16 protein-coding genes are annotated in these 19,829 nt (G+C 69.6%); 7 read left to right on the forward strand and 9 right to left on the reverse strand.

The features are described from left to right. Positions 1 to 2 precede the first annotated feature (2 nt). Positions 3 to 608 carry a dTDP-4-dehydrorhamnose 3,5-epimerase gene (gene rfbC / locus ACTIE5_RS04650; RefSeq protein WP_439548518.1) on the reverse strand — a complete coding sequence of 202 codons (606 nt, stop codon included), beginning with the start codon at positions 606 to 608 and terminating at the stop codon, positions 3 to 5. 216 nt (positions 609 to 824) lie between these two features. Between rfbC and ACTIE5_RS04655 the strand changes: the two genes are divergently transcribed. Next, on the forward strand, positions 825 to 1,745 hold the full coding sequence (locus tag ACTIE5_RS04655) for a hypothetical protein (RefSeq protein ID WP_439548519.1): 921 nt from the start codon (positions 825 to 827) through the stop codon (positions 1,743 to 1,745). 6 nt (positions 1,746 to 1,751) lie between these two features. Here the strand turns inward: ACTIE5_RS04655 and ACTIE5_RS04660 are convergent, their stop codons facing one another. Beyond that, positions 1,752 to 2,585, reverse strand: coding sequence for an alpha/beta fold hydrolase (locus ACTIE5_RS04660; protein WP_439548520.1), 834 nt, complete (start codon positions 2,583 to 2,585; stop codon positions 1,752 to 1,754). Between the two features lie 49 nt (positions 2,586 to 2,634). Continuing rightward, entirely contained in the window at positions 2,635 to 3,843 is a 1,209-nt protein-coding gene (locus tag ACTIE5_RS04665; protein WP_439548521.1) for a CaiB/BaiF CoA transferase family protein, read from the reverse strand. A 151-nt stretch (positions 3,844 to 3,994) separates the two neighbouring features. On the opposite strand from ACTIE5_RS04665, the gene ACTIE5_RS04670 reads away from it, so the two are divergent. The 5 genes from ACTIE5_RS04670 to ACTIE5_RS04690 all read left to right on the forward strand — a co-directional run bounded on the left by ACTIE5_RS04670 (position 3,995) and on the right by ACTIE5_RS04690 (position 9,806). Beyond that, positions 3,995 to 5,506, forward strand: a complete 1,512-nt coding sequence (locus ACTIE5_RS04670) for an aldehyde dehydrogenase family protein (protein WP_439548522.1) — start codon at positions 3,995 to 3,997, stop codon at positions 5,504 to 5,506. Continuing rightward, a complete protein-coding gene (locus ACTIE5_RS04675) occupies positions 5,503 to 6,057 on the forward strand; it encodes a hypothetical protein (RefSeq protein WP_439548523.1) in 555 nt (184 codons plus the stop codon). Before ACTIE5_RS04670 ends, ACTIE5_RS04675 begins: the two co-directional genes overlap by 4 nt. 73 nt (positions 6,058 to 6,130) lie before the next feature. Beyond that, positions 6,131 to 8,518, forward strand: coding sequence for a penicillin acylase family protein (locus ACTIE5_RS04680; RefSeq protein ID WP_439548524.1), 2,388 nt, complete (start codon positions 6,131 to 6,133; stop codon positions 8,516 to 8,518). Next, positions 8,487 to 8,990 carry an RDD family protein gene (locus ACTIE5_RS04685; RefSeq protein ID WP_439548525.1) on the forward strand — a complete coding sequence of 168 codons (504 nt, stop codon included), beginning with the start codon at positions 8,487 to 8,489 and terminating at the stop codon, positions 8,988 to 8,990. Before ACTIE5_RS04680 ends, ACTIE5_RS04685 begins: the two co-directional genes overlap by 32 nt. Positions 8,991 to 9,029: 39 nt before the next feature. Further along, positions 9,030 to 9,806, forward strand: a complete 777-nt coding sequence (locus tag ACTIE5_RS04690) for an arginyltransferase (protein WP_439548526.1) — start codon at positions 9,030 to 9,032, stop codon at positions 9,804 to 9,806. 15 nt (positions 9,807 to 9,821) lie between these two features. Here the strand turns inward: ACTIE5_RS04690 and parC are convergent, their stop codons facing one another. The 3 genes from parC to ssb all read right to left on the reverse strand — a co-directional run bounded on the left by parC (position 9,822) and on the right by ssb (position 14,445). Continuing rightward, on the reverse strand, positions 9,822 to 12,056 hold the full coding sequence (gene parC, locus ACTIE5_RS04695) for a DNA topoisomerase IV subunit A (protein ID WP_439548527.1): 2,235 nt from the start codon (positions 12,054 to 12,056) through the stop codon (positions 9,822 to 9,824). A 124-nt stretch (positions 12,057 to 12,180) separates the two neighbouring features. Continuing rightward, the gene (locus ACTIE5_RS04700; protein WP_439548528.1) at positions 12,181 to 13,713 is read right to left on the reverse strand and encodes a calcium-binding protein; all 1,533 of its coding nucleotides are present in this window, start codon (positions 13,711 to 13,713) and stop codon (positions 12,181 to 12,183) included. A gap of 144 nt (positions 13,714 to 13,857) precedes the next feature. After that, entirely contained in the window at positions 13,858 to 14,445 is a 588-nt protein-coding gene (ssb, locus tag ACTIE5_RS04705) for a single-stranded DNA-binding protein (protein ID WP_439548529.1), read from the reverse strand. A gap of 231 nt (positions 14,446 to 14,676) precedes the next feature. Here ssb and uvrA point away from each other — a divergent pair, with 231 nt between their 5' ends. Further along, positions 14,677 to 17,553 (forward strand): excinuclease ABC subunit UvrA, encoded by a 2,877-nt coding sequence (gene uvrA / locus ACTIE5_RS04710; RefSeq protein WP_439548530.1) that lies wholly within the window; start codon positions 14,677 to 14,679, stop codon positions 17,551 to 17,553. A gap of 21 nt (positions 17,554 to 17,574) precedes the next feature. Here the strand turns inward: uvrA and ACTIE5_RS04715 are convergent, their stop codons facing one another. The 3 genes from ACTIE5_RS04715 to ACTIE5_RS04725 all read right to left on the reverse strand — a co-directional run bounded on the left by ACTIE5_RS04715 (position 17,575) and on the right by ACTIE5_RS04725 (position 19,825). Next, positions 17,575 to 18,201 (reverse strand): hypothetical protein, encoded by a 627-nt coding sequence (locus tag ACTIE5_RS04715; protein ID WP_439548531.1) that lies wholly within the window; start codon positions 18,199 to 18,201, stop codon positions 17,575 to 17,577. Beyond that, complete coding sequence (locus tag ACTIE5_RS04720) at positions 18,201 to 18,953, reverse strand: molybdate ABC transporter substrate-binding protein (protein WP_439548532.1); 753 nt, start codon at positions 18,951 to 18,953, stop codon at positions 18,201 to 18,203. Before ACTIE5_RS04720 ends, ACTIE5_RS04715 begins: the two co-directional genes overlap by 1 nt. Before the next feature lie 62 nt (positions 18,954 to 19,015). Further along, positions 19,016 to 19,825: a hypothetical protein gene (locus ACTIE5_RS04725; protein WP_439548533.1), complete on the reverse strand. Its 810-nt coding sequence runs from the start codon at positions 19,823 to 19,825 to the stop codon at positions 19,016 to 19,018. Positions 19,826 to 19,829 lie beyond the last annotated feature (4 nt).

Raw genomic sequence — 19,829 nt, forward strand, 5'->3', positions numbered from 1 at the left:
CGTCACAGCAGGCCGCGCATCTGGTCGGTGCCATGGAAGCCAGCGTCGAAGGCGGGCCAGCCGGCATCCTTGGCCGAGAGTTCCGCCGGTTCCTCCGGCCATTCGATGGACAGGAAGGGGTCGTCCCAGCGCAGCCCGCGTTCCTGCGCCGGCGCATAGGGCGCACTGACGAGGTAGAGGGCCTCCGTATCCGGCGCCATGGTCAGGAAGCCATGCGCACAGCCCCGCGGCACCAGCATCATCTGCCGGTTCTCGGCCGTCAGCATGGCGCCGAACCACTGGCCATGGCTCGGGCTATCCGGGCGGAGATCCGCCACCACGTCGAACAGCGCGCCGGCCAGGCAGCGCACCAGCTTCACCTCTGCCGCCGGGGGCAGCTGGTAGTGCAGGCCGCGCAGCGTGAAGGGCTTGCGGGTCAGGGAGTTGTTGGCCTGGACGAAGCGGGATTCGATGCCGGCGGCGGCGAACTCCGCCTCGCAGAAGGCGCGGGCGAAGAAGCCGCGCCCATCGCCGCGGCGGATGGGATCGACGATGAAGCAGCCGGCGACGGGTGTCGGCTGGAAGCGGATGGCGCCGGCTTGCGGCTGCGGCGGGGCGATGGTGTTCACGCCGCACCCCCGGATGGGCTGCTGGTCCCCATGCGCGATCTCCCCGGATAGGTCTTGCCCTGCAACGACGGGGGGCAACGACGGGGGCACGACGCGCATCGGGGGTGGTGGTTTCCGCGCTCCGGCTTTCGTGACGGAGCGATGCCGGAACGGCGCGGCCCGCCCGCGTGTTCCGCGAACATCCAGCGTCCATGGCAGGGTTCAGTGCAGGAACAGGTGCCGCCGCGCGTCTTGCTGGTCTTCCAGACCCATTTCTTCGATCGCTGGTGCGAAAGCGCCTTCCGGCGGATCGCCGAGGGATGCCCGCCGCATGTCACGCCGATCGTGGCCTTCCACCGGGGCGCCGGCGTCCCGATCCCGAAGCGCCTGGCCCGCGTCGCGCATCACATCGTGCCAACGGGCGACCTGCGCAGCCCCGCCTATCCCGGCAAGTCGGCCGGGCCGGATTGGGATCTGTGGCGCGGCGGGCATACGGATCTGATCGCGCTGCACGCCTTCCTCGCCCATCCCGGCTACGATCATTACTGGGCGGTCGAATACGATGTCCGCTTCAGCGGGCCATGGTCCCGCTTCCTGTCGGCCTTCGAGGGTGACGGCGCGGACCTCCTCATTTCCTCCGTCCTGCGCCGCCGCGACGATCCGGCCTGGTTCAACTGGCCGAGCCTGGTGGCGCCGGTGACGCTGGACGATCACGCGACGCTCCGCGTCTTCCTGCCGATCTTCCGGGCGAGCGCGCGTATGGTGGCGGCGATCGACGAGGCCTATCGCGCCGGCTGGGCCGGGCATTGCGAGGCCATCTGGGGCACCGTCGCGCTCGCGCGTGGGCTGTCCGTGGTGGATCTGGGTGGCGAGGGCGAATTCACGCCGGACCGCTACCGCGGGCGCTTCTACCTGAACTGCCCGAGGCAGGTTCACCTCGCCCCCGGGACGCTGATCTTCAAGCCCGCGCTCTACCGGATGGGGCGGCGGGCGGACATGCTGTGGCACCCCGTGAAGCCGTTCTTCTGGCGGGCGGAGGTGAAGGAGGGGCTGCGCGACATCAGGCGGCGGGCTGGCATCGTGGTGCGGGGCGTGGCGGGGTGGGCCAGGCGGCGGCGACCCAGCGCGGAGCCCCCGCCGGGCGCGGCGGCGACCTGACCGGGGCTAGCCCAGGAAATCCAACACCATCGCCACCTGCGCCGGGTCCATCAGCGCCGGCGCGTGACCGGCATCGGGGATGACCTCAAGCCGCACGCCGGGCTTCGTCGCCATCTCGGCCGCCGTTTCCGCCAGCAGCAGGTCGCTTTCCGCGCCGCGGATCGCGAGGATGGGCAGGTCCAGCGCGTTCCAGAGGAAGCGCATGTCGAGCGCCTGCGCCTCCTGCGCCCGGATCGGCGTCGCGATGGCGGGGTCGTAGTGCAGCAGGAACCCGCCATCGCCGGAGGGCCGGGCGGAGGTCTCCGCCAGATGCCGCCACTGCGCGTCCGTCAGCCGGCCGAAGGGGGCGTGGACGCGGCGGAGATGCGCTTCCAGCGCCGTGAGGTCCGCGAAGCGGGGCACCTCCGCGATGTAGTCGCGGATGCGGGCCATGGCGGCCTGCGGCACGAAGGGGCCGAGGTCGTTCATCACCATGCGCCGGATGGGGTGCCCCTTCGCCGCCGCGATCCCCATGCCGCAGATGGCGCCGAGCGAGGTGCCGACCCAATCGACCGGGCCCTCGATCCGCGCCAGCAGATGCGCCAGCGCCGCCACATAGGAGGGCGGCTGGTAGAGCATCGGCTCCGCCAGCCAGTCGGAGGCGCCGCGCCCGGGCAGGTCCGGGCAGATCACCCGCCGCCCCTGCCCGGCCAGCGCCTGGGCCAGGACGTCGAAATCCCGCCCGCTGCGCGTCAGGCCATGGACGCAGATGACGGGCGCGCCATCCGCCGGCCCCCATTCAACCCAGGCCATCCGGTGGAAGGCCCCGGCCAGCAGGTAACGCAGATGGCCGTGGCGCATGGAATGTCCTTCGGGTTGTTCAGGCGGCTTCAGACCCCAGCCGCGTCCTTCAGACGACGCCCTTGTCCTTCAGCGCCTGGACCTGCGCTTCCGTCATGCCGAGCAGCCCGGTCAGCACTTCCTCGCTATGTTCGCCGAGTAGCGGCGGGGCGATGCGGTAATCCGCCGGCGTCGCGGAAAGCCGCACGGGGTTGGCGATGACGGTGACATTCGCGCCATTGCTGAGCGTGAGGTCCACCGTGCAGCCCCGCGCCTTCACATGCGGGTCGGCGAAGACGTCGGACAGCTTGTTGATCGGGCCGCAGCCGATCTTCCGCTCCTCCAGCGCCGCCACCCATTCGGCGGTGGTCCGGGACTGCATCACCGGCGTCAGGGTCGCCGTCACGGCGTCCCGGTTGGCCACGCGTTCGGCATTGGTGGCGAAGCGGGGGTCGGCGAGCATCGCCTCGCAGCCGAAGGATTTGCAGAAACGCTCGAAGGTCGGGTCGTTGCCGACGGACAGCACGATGTGCCCGTCCTTGGTCGGGAAGACCTGGTAGGGCGCGATGTTCGGGTGCTGGTTGCCGAGGCGGGGCGGATTCTCCCCGGTCGCCAGGTAGTTCATGCCCTGGTTGGCCAGCCAGGCGACGGAGGTATCGAGCATGCCGATATCGATCTGCTGCCCCTGCCCCGTCCGTTCGCGGTGGCGCAGCGCCGCCAGGATGCCGATGCAGCCATAGAGGCCGGCAAACAAATCCGCGACCGGTACGCCCACCTTCTGCGGCAGGCCCTCCGGCTCCCCGGTCAGGGACATGACGCCGCCCATGCCCTGGATCAGCGCGTCATAGCCAGGCCGCGGCGCGTAGGGGCCGGTCTGGCCGAAGCCGGTGATGGAGCAGTAGATCAGCCCGGGATTCTTGGCCCTCAGCTGGTCGAAGCCGAGGCCGTACTTGGCCAGCGCGCCCACCTTGAAGTTCTCGACCAGGATGTCGCAGGTCTCGAGCAGCTGGTGGATGATCGCCTGCCCTTCCTCCTTCGCGATGTCGAGGGTGAGGGACTTCTTGTTCCGGTTGACGCCCAGGAAGTAGGCGCTTTCCTGCGTGCCCGGCCAGACCGGCGGCGCGAAGCCGCGCGTGTCGTCGCCGGATTCGGGACGCTCGATCTTGATGACCTCGGCGCCCATGTCGCCCAGCATCTGCGTGCAGGTAGGCCCGGCCAGCACCCGGGTCAGGTCAAGGACCCTGAGGCCGCGCAGCGGCCCGCTCGGTGCCTTCTCCATCGGTCAAACGCCCCTTCAATCCATCAATGGCCGGGCGCCCCGATCGGGCAGCCCGGATTCCGCGCGTGAAACCGCAGCATTGCCGCCGGCCGGCGGGCGACGCATGGTGCGGCACGCGCTTATAGTGCCGTGTTTGCGGCGGAGGAAACCCATGCTCGACCTTCCACACCCCACCCCGGATGCCCCGACAGCCGACTGCTTCGCCCTCGCCAAGGCGCTGTCCGGCGTGCATTTCATCGGCGGACGTTATGTCCCCGCCCGGTCCGGCAAGACCTTCGCCGTGGTCAATCCCGCGACAGGGGCCGAGGTTGCCCGCGCCGCCGAAGGCGATGCCGCGGATGTGGACGCCGCCGTGCTGAACGCGGTGGAGGCCCAGAAGGCCTGGGCCAAGGTGCCCGCCCGCAAGCGCGGCGCCCTGGTCCATGCCTGCGCCGCCGCCATCCGCACCCATGTCGATGAACTCGGCCGGCTGATCGCGCTGGAGACCGGCAAGGCGCTGCGCACCGAAAGCCGCGTGGAAGCCAATGTCGTCGCCGATGTGTTCGAATTCTTCGGCGGGCTGGGCTCCGAGCTGAAGGGGGAAAGCGTCCCCTTCGCGCCCAACGTGCTGAGCGTAACGGTGCGGGAGCCGCTGGGCGTGGTCGGCGCCATCATCCCCTGGAACGTGCCCATGCTGCTGATGGCGCTGAAGGTCGCGCCGGCGCTGGTGGCGGGCAATGCCGTGGTGGTGAAGAGCGCGGAGGAAGCGCCGCTGGCGGTGCTGCGGATCTGCGAGATCATGAACCGCATCCTGCCGCCCGGCGTGTTCAACATGGTCTCCGGCTTCGGCCCGGAATGCGGCGCGCCCCTCGTCGCGCACCCGAAGGTCCGCAAGGTGACCTTCACCGGCAGCGTCGAGACCGGCAAGATCGTCGCCAAGGCGGCGGCGGAGAAGCTGATCCCCGTCACGCTGGAACTCGGCGGCAAGTCGCCGATGATCGTCTTCGCCGACTGCGACTTCGAGAAGACCGTGAGCGGCGCGCTGACCTCCATGCGCTTCACGCGCCAGGGCCAGTCCTGCACCGCGGCGTCGCGCATCTATGTCGAGCGCCCGATCTTCGACCGCTTCGTGGGCGAGATGAAGAAGGCGGTGGACGCCATGGTCATGGGCGATCCGCTGGATGAGAAGACCGACATCGGCACCATCGTCAGCGAGGGCCAGTTGGAAAAGGTGCGCACCTACATCGCGGAAGGCACCGCGACCCCCGGCGCCACCGCCCATGTCTGCTCCGCCATGCCGACCGACCCGGCGCTGCGGAAGGGCCTGTTCATCCAGCCCGTGATCTTCACCGGCCTCGACGGCACATCCCGCCTGGTGCGGGAGGAGATCTTCGGACCCGTCACCGTCATCCAGCCCTTCGACGATCCCGAATCCGTGCTGGCGGAGGCGAATGACAGCGAATACGGCCTGGCGGCGTCGCTCTGGACCAACAACCTGAAGGTGGGCCTCGACCTGGCGCACCGGCTGGAGGCGGGGCTGGTGCAGATCAACCAGAACCTCGTCGTGCAGGCCAATCTCAGCTACGGTGGCGTCAAGTCCTCGGGGCTCGGCAAGGAGGCCTCGCTGGAAGCCATGCTGGAACACTTCACGCATAAGAAGACCATCATGGTGAACATGTCGTGAGCGGATCCTCCAACTACGCGGGCAAGGACAAGGCGGAACTCGCCAACCTCCGCGCCAATGCCGAACGCATCCTGGCCGACCCGAAGCGGTCCAAGCTGCATGCGCAGGCGCGCGCCATGCTGGAAAACCTGCCGCCGCCGCCCGCGCCCACGCGCGGCGGCAGCGCGGCGGCGGCCACCGCCACCACGGCGGCGGTGGAGCAGCTGACGGCGCTGGCGACCGAGCTGGCGGGGATCTTCAACCTTGCCCCGCCCGAGGGCACCAGCCAGCCGCATAAATTCACGGGGTCCGACGGCAAGCCCAAGGTCGGCGGGCGGCAGCGCAGCAAGGCGGTGGCGGTGGACCGCTATCTTTCGCACCGCCGCGGCGATGCGATCGCTGCCATCGGCTTCCTCCGCCGGCTGGATGAGGAAGCGGAGACGGGCGGCGCCTGGTATGTGGACCAGCAGAACGCGGATACCCTGCCGGCGAAGCTGGAAGACAGCTTCGAAGCGGCGCGGGATGCCTTCGTGAAGCGGCTGGAAGCGATCGGGACGCCCCGCAAGGGCTGAACCCTTGGCGGCGGCCCCATCCTTCACGGGCCGCCGCTTCCCTTTCCCGCCCCGGCGGTCCATCTCCCCGGCCATGCGCATCGCCCTCAGCCTCGCCGGCCGCCTTCTCATCCTGCTGTTCGTCTTCGCCGGCATCGCCCTGGCCTTCGGCTTCGCCATGGTCAATTCCAGCCTCCCCGATGTGCGGGAGGAGCCGGGCATCCCGACGCTCTCCGGCCATGTCGCCATCACCCTCGACGAACACGGCATCCCGCGGATCGAGGCCACGACCGAACGCGATGCCGCCGTCGCGCTGGGTTGGCTGCATGCGCGGGACCGGATGTTCCAGATGGAGGCGATGCGCCGCGGAGCCTCCGGCCGGCTGGCGGAGATCGCCGGCCCCTCCGCGCTGCGGCTCGACCGCTTCTCCCGCACGCTGGGCCTGGTGCAATCCGCGGAATCGGACCTCGCCGCGCTCTCACCCCAGGCAAGGGACCTGCTGGAGGCCTATGCGGAGGGGGTGAACGCGCTGATCGCCGCGCGCGGGCGGCTGGCGGCGCCGGAATTCCTGGCGCTGGGCGAACCCGAGCCCTGGCGGCCGGTGGACAGCCTGCTCTGGGGCAAGGTCATGGGGCTTTGGCTGTCCGGCAATTGGCGGCGTGAACTGGAGTACGCCCGCCAGGCGGGCGTGCTGCCGGCGGACAGGCTGGACGACCTCTGGCCCCGCGATGCCAGCGAAGGGCGGCCGGACCTGGCGGCGCTGCCCGGCCCCGTCTCGCTGGCCCGCATCCTGGAGGCGGTGCCGGTCTTCGGCGTGGATGCGCCGCTGCCGGACAGTGCCTCCAACGCCTGGGCGGTCACGGGGGCGCGCAGCGTGTCGGGGGCACCGATGCTGGCGAATGACCCGCATCTCGGCTTCCAGGCGCCCATCCTCTGGTACCTCGCCCGCATCGACTTCCCGGATGGCAGTTTCCGTGTCGGCGCCAGCGCGCCGGGGGTGCCGGCCATCGTCATCGGCCGCAACCAGCGCCTGGCCTGGGGCTTCACCACCACCCATTCGGACACGCAGGACGTCTTCGTCGAACGCCTGGCGGGCCCCGATGCCTACGAAACCCCGGACGGCCCCCGCCCCTTCGTGGTGCGGGAGGAACGCATCGCCGTGCGCGGCCGGGAGGAACCCGAAATCCTGCGGGTGCGGGAGACGCGGCACGGCCCGGTCATCTCCGGCCTCGATGGCCTGGCGGCGGAGGATGGCCATGTGCTCGCCGTCTCCATGGCCAACCTCGCGCCGCGGGATACGGCGGCAGAGGCGCTGCTGGCGCTGAACCGGGCGACCACCCTGGCGGAGGCCCGCGCCGCCGCCGCCCTGTTCACCAGCCCGCCGCAGAACCTGATGGTCGCCTCGGCGGAGGGCACGATCGCGCAATACCTGGTCGGCCGCACGCCGATCCGCCGCGCTGGCGATGGCCGCCTGCCCGCCCGAGGCTGGGATGGCAGCATGGACTGGACCGGCTTCGTGCCCTTCGATGCCATGCCGCATATCGAGAACCCGGCCAGCGGGCAGATCGCCAACGCCAATTCACGCCCGGCGCCGGCGGGGCATACCGTGTTCCTCGGCGTGGACTGGTACGGGGATTGGCGCCTGCGCCGCATCCGGGAATTGCTGGCCGAGCGCCCGAAGCATGACCTGGCGCAATTCGCCGCCATGCAGAACGACGTGGTGTCGCTGCTGGCGCGCGAAATCCTGCCCGCCCTGCTGGCCGTGCCCGCCGCCCCCGGCCTGCCCGGCCGCGCCCAGGCGCTGCTGCGGGGCTGGGACGGCGCGATGCGGGCGGAAGCGCCCCAGCCCATGATCTATCACGCCTGGCTCCGCGCCTTCCGCCGCTTGGCCCTGGCGCAAGGCGGCGCGCCGGATGGCACCAGCGCCGGCCCCGAATTCATCCGCCTGCTGCTGACCGACCCCGCGCGCGCCGCCGCCTGGTGCGGCGCGCAGGGGTGCAACGCGCTGCTGGCCCGCGCCCTGGTCGAAGCCACCACCGAACTCGATTCCGCCCAGGGTTCCGACCCCGCAAAATGGGCCTGGGGGCGCGCCCACATCGCCACCTTCGAACATCCCATCCTGCGCTTCATCCCCATCCTCGGCGGCATGACGCGGCTGGAGATGCCGAGCCCGGGGGATGGGGAGACGCTGTCGCGCGGCGGCATGCGGGGCGGTGGCGAAAGGCCCTATGCGCATCTGCACGGCGCGGGCCTGCGCGCGGCCTTCGACCTCGGCGATCCCGATGGCGCGGTGGCCATCATCGCGACGGGCCAGTCGGGCCATCCTTTTTCGCCGCATTGGGACGACCAGCTGCAACGATGGCGGGATGGTGACGTTTTGAAGCTGGGGCGGGTGCCGGGCACGTTGACCGGGACCATACGCCTCAAGCCCGAAGCAGCCGGAGTGCCCAGTGAACCAGAACCGCGCCAGCGACGCCGATGACCGGCCGCACCCCTTCGAGGGCGTGATCGGCCGCCGCATCGCGGCCTGGCTGATCGATGGCGCGATCCTGTTCATCCTGTCCTGGCTGGTCTGGGGCGGCACGGGGTTGCTGGCGCTGCTGACGCTCGGCATGGCGGGCGGGCTGCTGGTGCTGCCCTGGGGGCTGGTGCTGCCGATCCTCTACGGCACGCTGTCCATCGGGTCCCCGCTCTCGGCCACGCCGGGGCAGGCGCTGATGGGGCTGGTGGTGCGGTCGGAATCCGACACCGGGCACCCCAGCTTCGGCCAGGCCTTCACCAGCACGACGCTGCTGGCCCTGTCCTGGGCGGCGGGCGGGCTGCCGCTGCTGGCGGCCTTCTTCTCATCCCGATCCCGCACCCTACATGACCTGTTCTCCGACACCCTCGTGGTGCGGGCCGCGGCCCTTCACGCGCAACGGCGGCAGGGCCGAATCATCACGGAGGATGGTTGATTTGCCAGCGGCCAGCGCGGACAGTAGAGCCTGACAGACATGCTCCAGCGCGCCACCCGCCGACCGCAGTTCTTCTACACGACCGCGCCGCTGCCCTGCCCCTATCTGGCAGGCCGGACGGAGCGGAAGATCGTGACCGAACTGGCCGGCGGCGATGCCGAAGCGCTGCATGACCGCCTCTCCCGCGCCGGCTTCCGCCGCAGCCACAACATCGCCTATTCGCCGGTCTGCCCGGGCTGCCGCGCCTGCATCCCCATCCGCATCGTCGCCAACGCCTTCACGCCGGACCGCACCCAGCGGAAGGTGATGCGCTTCAACGCCGACCTCGTGACGGCGGAGATGCCTGCGCGGGCGAGCGCCGAGCAATTCGCCCTGTTCCAGCGCTACCAGGGCGCGCGCCATGGCGATGGCGACATGGCGGCGATGGGCTTCTACGACTACCGCGCCATGGTGGAGGACACGCCCATCACCACTGGCGTCGTGGAATTCCGGGACGGCGGCGGCCGGCTGCTCGGCGCCTGCCTGACCGACTGGCTGAGCGATGGCCTTTCCGCCGTCTATTCCTTCTACGCGCCGGAGGAGACGCGCCGCAGCCTCGGCACCTATGCCATCCTGTGGCTGGTGGCCCGCGCGCGCAGCCTCGGCCTGCCCTACGTCTATCTCGGCTACTGGGTCCCGCAGAGCCCGAAGATGGCCTACAAGGCCCGCTTCCGGCCGAGCGAGACGCTGTCCGGCGGCGTCTGGCGCGTGCTGCCGGAGGATGGCGCGGACGGCGCCGCCGCCGAGGGGCATGAGAAGGTCAGCATCACCGGCTGACCCTCCCGGGCCGATCTATTCGAATCGGTTGCTGCGCGGGAAGCCATTCGGCGGCTGCTTGCCGGCGCCGGCGCGGTTGCCGCGCCATTCCCGCAGATCGGTTTCCGTCCGCACGCCCGATCCGTATTTCCAGCGCAGCCCGGCCTTGGCGGCGAAGACCTGCACATCGGCCAGGCCGCCATCCTTGTAGCCCTGCAGCTGCACGCCGCGGCCGCGCGTCATCTCCGGCACCTGCTCCAGCGGGAAGACCAGCAGCTTCCGGTTGTCGCCCACCACCGCGACCAGGTCGCCATCCGCCACCTTGCAGCAGGCGGCTTCCTTGCCGGCTTCCAGCACCAGCACCTGCTTGCCCGTGCGCTTCTCCGCCAGCAGATCCTCCGCCTTCACCAGGAAGCCCTTCCCGTCCTGCGCGGCGACGAGGTAGCGGATGCCGTCCTTGTGGACGAACATCGTCACCACGTCGTCTTCGTTCGTCAGGTCGAGCAGCAGGCGCACCGGCTGGCCATCGCCGCGCCCGCGCGGAATCGTATCGGCCTTCAGCGTGAAGGCCTTGCCGTTGGTGGCGAAGACGACGATGCGGTCGGTGGTTTCCGCGTGGAGCGCGAATTTCAGCTCGTCGCCTTCCTTGAAGCGCAGCTCGGCATCCGCGGCCAGGTGGCCCTTCTGCGCGCGGATCCAGCCCTTCCCCGACAGGATCACGGTGATGGGCTCGCGCTCCACGAAGGCGTTCTCATCCACCACGATCTCGCTGGCCGGGCCGCCGATTTCCGTGCGCCGCTTGCCGAGGACGGTTTCCTCCCCGAACTTCCGCCGCGTCTCCTCGATCTCCTCCACGATCGCGGCCCAGCGCTTCGCCTCGCTCGACAGCAGCCCCTGCAGGCGCTTCTGCTCCGCGCTGAGCTTCTTGTGCTCCTTCCGGATCTCCATCTCCTCCAGCTTGCGGAGTGCCCGCAGCCGCATGTCGAGGATGGAGGTCGCCTGCACGTCGGTCAGCGAGAAGGTGCTCATCAGCGCCTCCTTCGGCTTGTCCTCATAGCGGACGATGCGGATGACCTCATCGAGATTGAGATAGACGATGAGGTAGCCGTCCAGGATCTCCAGCCGCCGCGCGATGGCGGCCAGGCGATGTTCGGACCGCCGCACCAGCACGACATGGCGGTGGTCCAGCCAGCAGCGCAGGACCTCCTTCAGCCCCATCACGCGCGGCGTCCGTTCGGCGTCGAGCACGTTCATGTTCAGCGGGAAGCGCGTCTCCAGCGCCGAATTGCGGAACAGCGTCTCCATCAGCATCTTCGGATCGACGACGCGGGTCTTGGGTTCCAGCACCAGGCGGACGATGTCCGTGCTCTCGTCGCGGACGTCGCCCAGCAGCGGCAGCTTCTTCTCCTCCATCAGCAGCGCGATCTGCTCGATCAGGCGCGACTTCTGGACCTGGTAGGGGATTTCCGTGACGACGATCTGCCAGGTGCCGTTCTTCAACGGCTCCGTCTTCCACTGCGCGCGCAGGCGGAAGCCGCCGCGGCCGGTGATGTAGGCTTCGCGGATGCTTTCGGCGGATTCCACCAGCAGGCCGCCGGTCGGGAAATCGGGTCCCCTCACATGCGCCAGCAAATCATCTGGCGTCGCATCGGGGTTGTTGATCAGCGCGATGGCGGCGCCGCAGAGTTCGCCCGCATTATGCGGCGGGATGGAGGTCGCCATGCCCACCGCGATGCCTGCGGCGCCATTGGCGAGCAGGTTCGGGAAGGCGGCCGGCAGGACCAGCGGCTCCTTCTCCTCCCCGTCATAGGTGGCGCGGAAATCGACGGCGTTCTCCTCGATCCCCTCGAGGAGCGCCTGCGCGACTTCCGTCAGCCGGGCTTCGGTGTAGCGCATGGCCGCGGCGTTATCGCCGTCGATATTGCCGAAATTGCCCTGGCCCTCGACCAGCGGGTAGCGGGCGGCGAATTCCTGCGCCTGGCGGACCAGGGCTTCGTAGATGCTGCTGTCGCCATGCGGATGGTACTTGCCCATCACGTCGCCGACGATGCGGGCGCATTTCTTGAAGCCGGAGGCCGGGTCCAGCTTCAGCTGGTGCATGGCGTAGAGCAGCCGGCGATGGACCGGCTTCAGACCGTCCCGCACATCCGGCAGGGACCGGCTGACGATGGTGGACAGCGCATAGGCCAGGTAGCGCTCCGACAGCGCATCGGCCAGGCGCGTCTCGCGCTCATTACCGTTCGGCGGAAGGGCCTTGATGTCGTCCGGCATGGGTCAGATTCGTGCTTCGTTCCTGTGGGCCCGGTCTAGCCCATCGCGCCGGGGATGTCGAAGGCTGGAAACATGAAGCCGCCGGGGATCACCCCCCGGCGGCCACGCCTCTGGAGGCCCGGGGTCAGAGGATGAAGTCCTGCACCTGCGCGTCGAAGCGCAGCGCATGGGTTCCGGCCAGCAGCACTTCCAGGTCCGCCACCCCGTCGCCGTTGATCTCCAGCTGCACCAGCGTATCGGCGCCCAGCGCCTGGGTGCGGATCTGGCCGTGGTCGCCCCCGGTCAGGAAGCGGCCCGTCCCGATGAACAGGAAGGCATCGTCGGCGCCGCCGGGATGGGCATCGATGCCGGAGAAGTCCAGCCGGTCCCCGGCCTGGAAATCCTGCACCAGATCCCGCACCCCCGCGTATTTCACCTGGCCGGCGGCACTCAGCTTGCCGACATCGGCCTGGGTCCAGACGAAGATGTCGGCATCCCCGCCGCCGAAGAGCTGGTCCAGGCCGAGGCCGCCCGTCAGCGTATCCGTGCCCGTGCCGCCCATCAGCACATCGTCGCCGGCGCCGCCCTTCAGCTGGTCGGCATCCGCGCCGCCCAGCAGGCTGTCATTCCCCGCGCCGCCATCCAGCAGGTCGCGGCCGTTGCCGCCTTCCAGCGTATCCAGCCCCGCATCGCCGCGCAGCGTGTCGTCATTCCCGCCGCCCAGCAGCCGGTCATTGTCCGCGCCGCCATTCAGGACATCGTTGCCGACGCCGCCATCCAGCAGGTCATCCCCCGCATCGCCATCCAGCCGGTCATTGCCGCCGGCGCCCTGCAAGGTGTCCCGCCCGTTGCCGCCCTGGAGGGTATCGGCGCCGAACCCCGTCTCCCCGATCACATCGCCGACCAGCAGGTCGTCGTCATCGCCGCCGCGCAGCAAATCCGCGCCCATGCCGCCCTGGAGCGTGTCGAAGCCCTGGCCGCCATCCAGCACGTCGTTGCCCTGTTCGCCCGCCAGGCTGTCATTGCCCTGGCTGCCGGCCAGGTTGTCGTTGCCTGAGGCGCCGAACAGCGTATCGGCCCCCTGCCCGCCGATCATCTGGTCGTCGCCGGTGCCGCCATCCATCCAGTCGGCCTGGTCGCCGCCATCCATCCGGTCATTGCCGCTGCCGCCCCGCAGCGTGTCCTCATCGATGCCGCCTTCGAGGACGTCGTTCCCCGCGCCACCATCCATGCTGTCGGCGCCCTGTTCCCCCTTCAGCAGGTCGGCGCCGCTGCCGCCATCCAGCGTATCGGCGCCGGTGCCGCCGCGCAGGTCATCATCGCCATTGCCGCCGGAGAGGGTGTCGTCATCCTCGAAGCCGTTCAGCTCATCATCGCCATCGCCGCCATCCAGGCTGTCCGCGCCGCCATGGCCGAAGAGGATGTCGTCACCCTCATTCCCGCGCAGCACGTCGGCGCCGTCGCCGCCGCTGAGGTAGTCATTCCCCTCGCCGCCGAACATCGTATCCCGGCCGCTGCCGCCGAAGATCAGGTCGTCGCCGCCGAAGCCGTGGACGACGTTGTTGCCTTCGCCCAGGTCGATGAACTCGCCGAACATGCCGGTGGCGCGCCAGGCCAGGAAGCGGTCATTGCCGGCGCCACCCTTGGGATCGAACAGGCCCATCGTCGTCTCCGTCATCCAGGGCCGCGACCATCCGCGGCGTGGGGGGAGAATGACGGGGGATGGGCCCGGGGCCGTGTTCCCGGGGGAACAGGGCGTGGGGCGGACATGAAAAAGGCCGCGTTGCCGCGGCCTTTGCCCATGGCGGAAAGCGGAAGGCGATCAGAACGGGATATCGTCATCCAGGTCGCTGCCGCCCTTCGGCGGCGCGCTGCGCCCACCGCCGGCCGGCGCGCGGCCGCCGCCGCCGCTATTGTCCCAGCCGCCGGAGGACCGGCCGCCGCCAGCGCCGGCCGAGCGGCCACCGCCACCCCCGCCGCCATAGCCGCCGCCACCACCCCCGCCGGCGCCCGCATAGCCGCCGCCGCCCTCGCCGGGGTCGCCGCCCATCTCACCGCCCGTGCCGCGGCCGCCCAGCAGGGCGATCTCGCCCCGGAACTGGCGCAGCACGATTTCCGTGGTGTAGCGGTCCGCGCCGGCCTGATCCTGCCATTTGCGGGTCTCCAGCTGGCCCTCGACGTACACTTCGCTGCCCTTGCGCAGGTACTTCTCGGCGATCTCGCCCAACTTCTCATTGAAGATGGCGACCGAATGCCATTCGGTGCGCTCCTGCTGGTTGCCCTCGCGGTCCTTGAACCGCTCGCTGGTCGCCAGGCGCAGGTTCACCACGCGGCCGCCATTCTGGAAATTGCGGATCTCGGGGTCACGGCCCAGCCGCCCCACGAGGATAACCTTGTTCACTCCGGCCATGGCGGCACCCCTATCCTTTGGCCGGACCCTATAGCGCGGGCGCGGCCCAGACCAGACGTTACAAACCAGACGTCACAGGCCAGCCATGCGTCGCGCGCCGCGTCGGCACTCTGGCAATTCCTGATGCGGGACTACCTATAGGGCTTCGCATCATCTAGAACAAGACGCGAACGCCGTCCCGACTCCAGGGGGCGGTGCCCTTCCGGCCCACCCAGACCGATCGGTGATCTCATGAGCGGATTGATCCGCGTCCGCGGCGCGCGGGAGCATAACCTCAAGAACATCGACATCGACATCCCGCGGGACGCGCTGACGGTGGTCACGGGCCTGTCGGGGTCCGGCAAGTCGTCCCTCGCCTTCGACACCATCTATGCCGAGGGCCAGCGCCGCTATGTCGAGAGCCTGAGCGCCTATGCCCGCCAGTTCCTCCAGCTCATGCAGAAGCCGGATGTGGACAGCATCGAGGGCCTGAGCCCCGCGATCTCCATCGAGCAGAAGACCACCAGCCACAACCCGCGTTCCACCGTCGGCACGGTGACGGAAATCCACGACTACATGCGCCTGCTCTGGGCGCGCGTCGGCGTGCCCTATTCGCCGGCGACGGGATTGCCGATCGAGGCGCAGACCGTCTCCCAGATGGTGGACCGCATCATGGCGATGCCGGAAGGCACGCGGCTGCTGCTGCTGGCCCCCGTCGCCAAGGGCAAGAAGGGCGAGTTCAAGAAGGATTTTCTTGAGTTCCAGCGCCGCGGCTTCGAACGCGTCAAGGTCAATGGCGTGCTGCACCAGGTCGGAGAGGTGCCGGCGCTCAACAAGAAGCTGAAATACGATATCGAGGTCGTGGTGGACCGCATCGTGGTGCGGGAAGGCATCGAGAGCCGCCTGGCGGACAGCCTGGAAACCGCGCTCGCCCTGGCCGATGGCGTCGCCTATGCGGAGGGCGCGGACGACCAGAAGCGCACCGTCTTCAGCCAGAAATTCGCCTGCCCCGTCAGCGGCTTCACGATCGAGGAGATCGAGCCGCGGCTGTTCAGCTTCAACTCCCCCCAGGGCGCCTGCCCCAGCTGCGACGGGTTGGGCACGCAGAGCTTCTTCGACCCGATGCTGGTGGTGCCGGATGATTCGAAGTCGCTGAAGGACGGCGCGGTGCAGCCCTGGTCCGGCGCATCATCACCCTATTACGACCAGACGCTGGAAAGCCTGGCGCGGCACTACAAGGTGGCGATGACCACCCCCTGGGCGGATCTGCCCAAGGCCTTCCGCAGCGTCGTCATGACCGGCACGGACGGCGAGGTCGTCACCCTGAAATACAAGGACGGCCTTCGCGCCTATGACGTGAAGAAGCCGTTCGAGGGCGTGATCCCCAACCTGGAGCGCCGCTACCGCGAGACAGACAATGCCTGGGTGCGGGAGGATCTGTCCCGCTACCAGGCGGACCGCCCCTGCCCCGCCTGCCAGGGCCATCGCCTGAAGCCGGAAAGCCTCTCGGTGAAGGTGGCGGAATGCCACATCGGCCACGTCAACAACCTGTCCATCCGCAAGGCACGGGACTGGTTCGCGCAAGTGATGCCGACGCTGACGCCGCAGCGGCAGGAGATCGCGCGGCGCATCCTGCGGGAGATCGAGGACCGGCTGCAGTTCCTGGTCGATGTGGGGCTGGACTATCTGTCGTTGGGGCGTTCCTCCGCCACGCTGTCGGGCGGCGAATCGCAGCGCATCCGCCTGGCATCGCAGATCGGCAGCGGGCTGACCGGCGTGCTCTATGTGCTGGACGAACCCAGCATCGGCCTGCACCAGCGGGACAATGAACGCCTGCTCAAGACGCTGCGGCGCCTGCGGGACATCGGCAATACCGTGCTGGTCGTGGAGCACGACGAGGACGCGATCCGCAGCGCCGACCATCTGATCGATATCGGCCCCGCCGCCGGCAAGGGCGGTGGCCGCGTCATCGCCCAGGGCACGCCGGCGGAGGTGGAGGCGAATCCCGACAGCATCACCGGCCAGTACCTGTCCGGCGCGCGCCGCATCCCCATGCCCACCACGCGCCGGCCCATCGACCCGAAGCGCGTCATCCGCGTCGTCGGCGCGCGGGGCAACAATTTGAAGGACGTGACGGCGGAAATCCCGCTCGGCACCTTCTGCTGCGTGGCCGGCGTCTCCGGCGGCGGGAAATCCACCCTGGTGATCGAGACGCTGTTCAAGGCCGCGTCCCGCCGCCTGATGGGCAGCGGCGAGGTCCCGGGCCCGCATGAGCGGATCGAGGGCCTCGAACACCTCGACAAGATCATCGACATCGACCAGTCGCCCATCGGCCGCACGCCGCGTTCCAACCCCGCGACCTATACCGGCCTGTTCGGCCCGATCCGCGACTGGTTCTCGGAGATGCCGGAGTCCCGCGCACGGGGCTACCAGGCCGGCCGCTTCAGCTTCAACGTCAAGGGCGGCCGCTGCGAGGCCTGCGGCGGCGACGGCGTGCTGAAGATCGAGATGCACTTCCTGCCGGACGTCTACGTCACCTGCGACACCTGCAAGGGCAAGCGCTACAATCGCGAAACGCTGGATGTGAAGTTCCGCGGCAAATCCATCGCCGACGTGCTCGACATGACGGTGGATGAAGGGCTCGATTTCTTCTCCGCCGTACCGTCGATCCGCGACAAGCTGGTGGTGCTGCGCGATGTCGGCCTCGGCTACATCCATCTCGGCCAGCAGGCGACGACGCTGTCGGGCGGCGAGGCACAGCGCATCAAGCTGTCGAAGGAATTGTCGCGCCGCGCCACCGGCCGCACGCTCTACATCCTGGATGAGCCGACGACGGGCCTGCATTTCGAGGATGTGCGCAAGCTGCTGGAGGTGCTGCACGCCCTGGTGGCGCAGGGCAACACGGTGGTGGTGATCGAGCACAATCTGGAGGTCATCAAGACCGCAGACTGGATCCTCGACCTCGGCCCCGAAGGCGGCGAGGGCGGCGGCCGGATCGTGGCGCAGGGCACGCCGGAAGACGTGGCGGAAGCGCCGGAAAGCCACACCGGGCGCTTCCTGAAGCCGATCATCGCGCGGGATGGCGCGGCGGCGGCGCCGGTGGTGGCGAAGAAGCGGAAGAAGGCCTGAGGGGGCGTTCAGAGCGGGCGGTTAGGGCGGCCAGGGCTTCTCCACGAAGGCGAAGCCGCCCTGGCGCATCGTGGCGTAGTCGGAGAGCTTCACCTTCGGCAGCACCGCGAAACTGCGCTTCGCGCAGCTCGTGGCTTCGCGTTTCGCGAAGTCCCGCAGGCCGGGAATGAAGTTCTGCACGATCTCGTAGCCGCCGAGCCAGGCCAGCGGGCGCCCCTGCCTTTCCCGCACTGCGGGGTCCGGGTCTTCCAGCACCGGCCTGGCACGGCCGGCCCAGGCGCGCAGCGGCTGCGTCGTCACCACCCAGAACAGCGTGTCGCTGACCCCGAAATCGGGTGTCAGCGCGAGCTTCATGCGAAACATCTGGTTCATCCCGGTGCCGGCATCCTCGCCCCGGCCCAGGATGTCGAGGAAGGTCGAATCCGACATCCACCAGGGAGAGGTCAGGTTCTCCCAATCCTCGACCGGGTTTCCCACCTTGTCGTGGGAATGGCCGAGCCGGACCAGGACCTTGCCCTTGGCGATCTTGGTTTCCTCGGGATAGGTGATGCCGCCCTGGAACCGGCCCTTCGCGGGCAGCCAGCCGCGCGCGTGGTCGCGGTTGACCTCACGCGCCGCGCCCTGGAACTGGTCATCATTGGCAGCCATCACGCCCCCCGGAAGCCGATGCGTGCGTAAGCCGCCCGTGCGGCGTCGCCCGACAGCAGCGCCAGCAGCGCCCGCGCTTCCTCCCCGTCCTGCACGATGGCGGCGCGGTAGACGGTCCAGAGGTTCAGTGCCTCCGGCAGCAGGCCCACCAGTTGCACGCCGGGGCGGTCGATGATCTCGGTGGCCTGGCTGAAGGCCAGCGAAACCTCCCCCCGGCTCGCCATCGCGACGCCTTCCACGCCGAAGGACACCAGGCGCAGCTTGGGGCGCAGCGCCTCCGTGAGCCCCAGCCTATCGATCACGGCGGCGACGTGCCGGCCGGCGGTGGCGCCGCGGGCGGGGTCGGCATAGGCGATGCTGTCGGCCGCCAGCAGCGCGGCGCGGAAGGCCTCCGGCGTCCCGATATCCGGCGCCGGGCGCCCGGCGGGGGCGGCGAGGCCGACGCCGGTGCGCCCGACATCCAGCGCGCCATCCGCGGGGCCGATGCCCCGCGCGCGGATGGCGGAAACGGCTTCCGCCGAGAGCAGCGTCACGGCGGGGCGTTCGCCGGCCAGGATTCGGTCGCGCAGCGCGCCGACGGTGTCGAAGGCGGCGGTCGGCACGGGGCGGCCGGTGGCGCGCTCGACCTGCTGCAATTCCTCCACCGCATGCTTGGTGGCGCCGGCGGCGAAGATGGCGGGCACAGTCTGGGCGCGGGCGATGCCGGGCAGCATCAGCAGCGGCGTGGCCAGCAGGGCGCGGCGAGACGGCATGGCGTGGGTCCTCCCGTTTATTGCGGGGATCGTGCCACGGGCGCCGCCTGGCTGGAACCGCGCTATGCCGGGCGCAGACGCTCGGCCAGCGCGCGCAGGCTCGGGGCCTCCAGCGCCGCGAAGGCGGCTTCCAGGGAGGCCGGCGGCGCGCCCTTCAGCAATTCATGCGCAGCCATCACCCGGGCCGCATCCACGACCGGCGCCACGCCCCCCTGAAGCAGGCTGATCGAGACCTGGCGGGCGATGCGCAGCACGCGCTGTTCGGGGCTGTGCACCTCGTTCCGCACGAACTGCTTGATGAAGCGGCTGTGCTGGTAGCCGATGAACTGGTCGCTCTCCATCGTCACGGCGGCGGTCAGCGCGGGATCGTCGCGCAGCACCTGGTGCAGCAGGCGCTGGTCGTTCTCGACATCGTCCCAAGCGGGGGCGGCGCGCAGCGCCTTATCCGGGATGGCGTCGAACAGCGCGATCCAGCGCGCGGCGGCGATGCGCGTTTCCTCCCGCGCGAAGTTCCACAGGAAGATGCCGCTGTTGACGTCCCACGGGCCCCGCCCGGCGCCGGGCGGACCGATCATCGCGCTGCCGGCGTGGCGGGCCAGGTAGCCCGCGATGTCGAAGGACAGGTCCGCCACGAAGGCGTCCGCATCCAGGTAGATCGCCCAGCCCCGGAAGCCCGCCGCCAGCCGGTCCCGCAGGAAACCCAGGCGATTATAGGCGGCGTGCCAGGGGTGGTAGCCGCGGCGGATGCCGATGAAGGCTTCCAGCCTGATGCCGTGGCGGCGGCAGAATTCCCGGTTGGCCGGCAGGGTCGCCGACAGCATAGGGAAATAGGCATCCGCATCCGCGGTCTGGAACAGGACGGCATCGATCATGGCG

The organism is Falsiroseomonas sp. (genome assembly GCF_051859025.1).
Taxonomy (GTDB): Bacteria; Pseudomonadota; Alphaproteobacteria; order Acetobacterales; family Acetobacteraceae; genus Falsiroseomonas.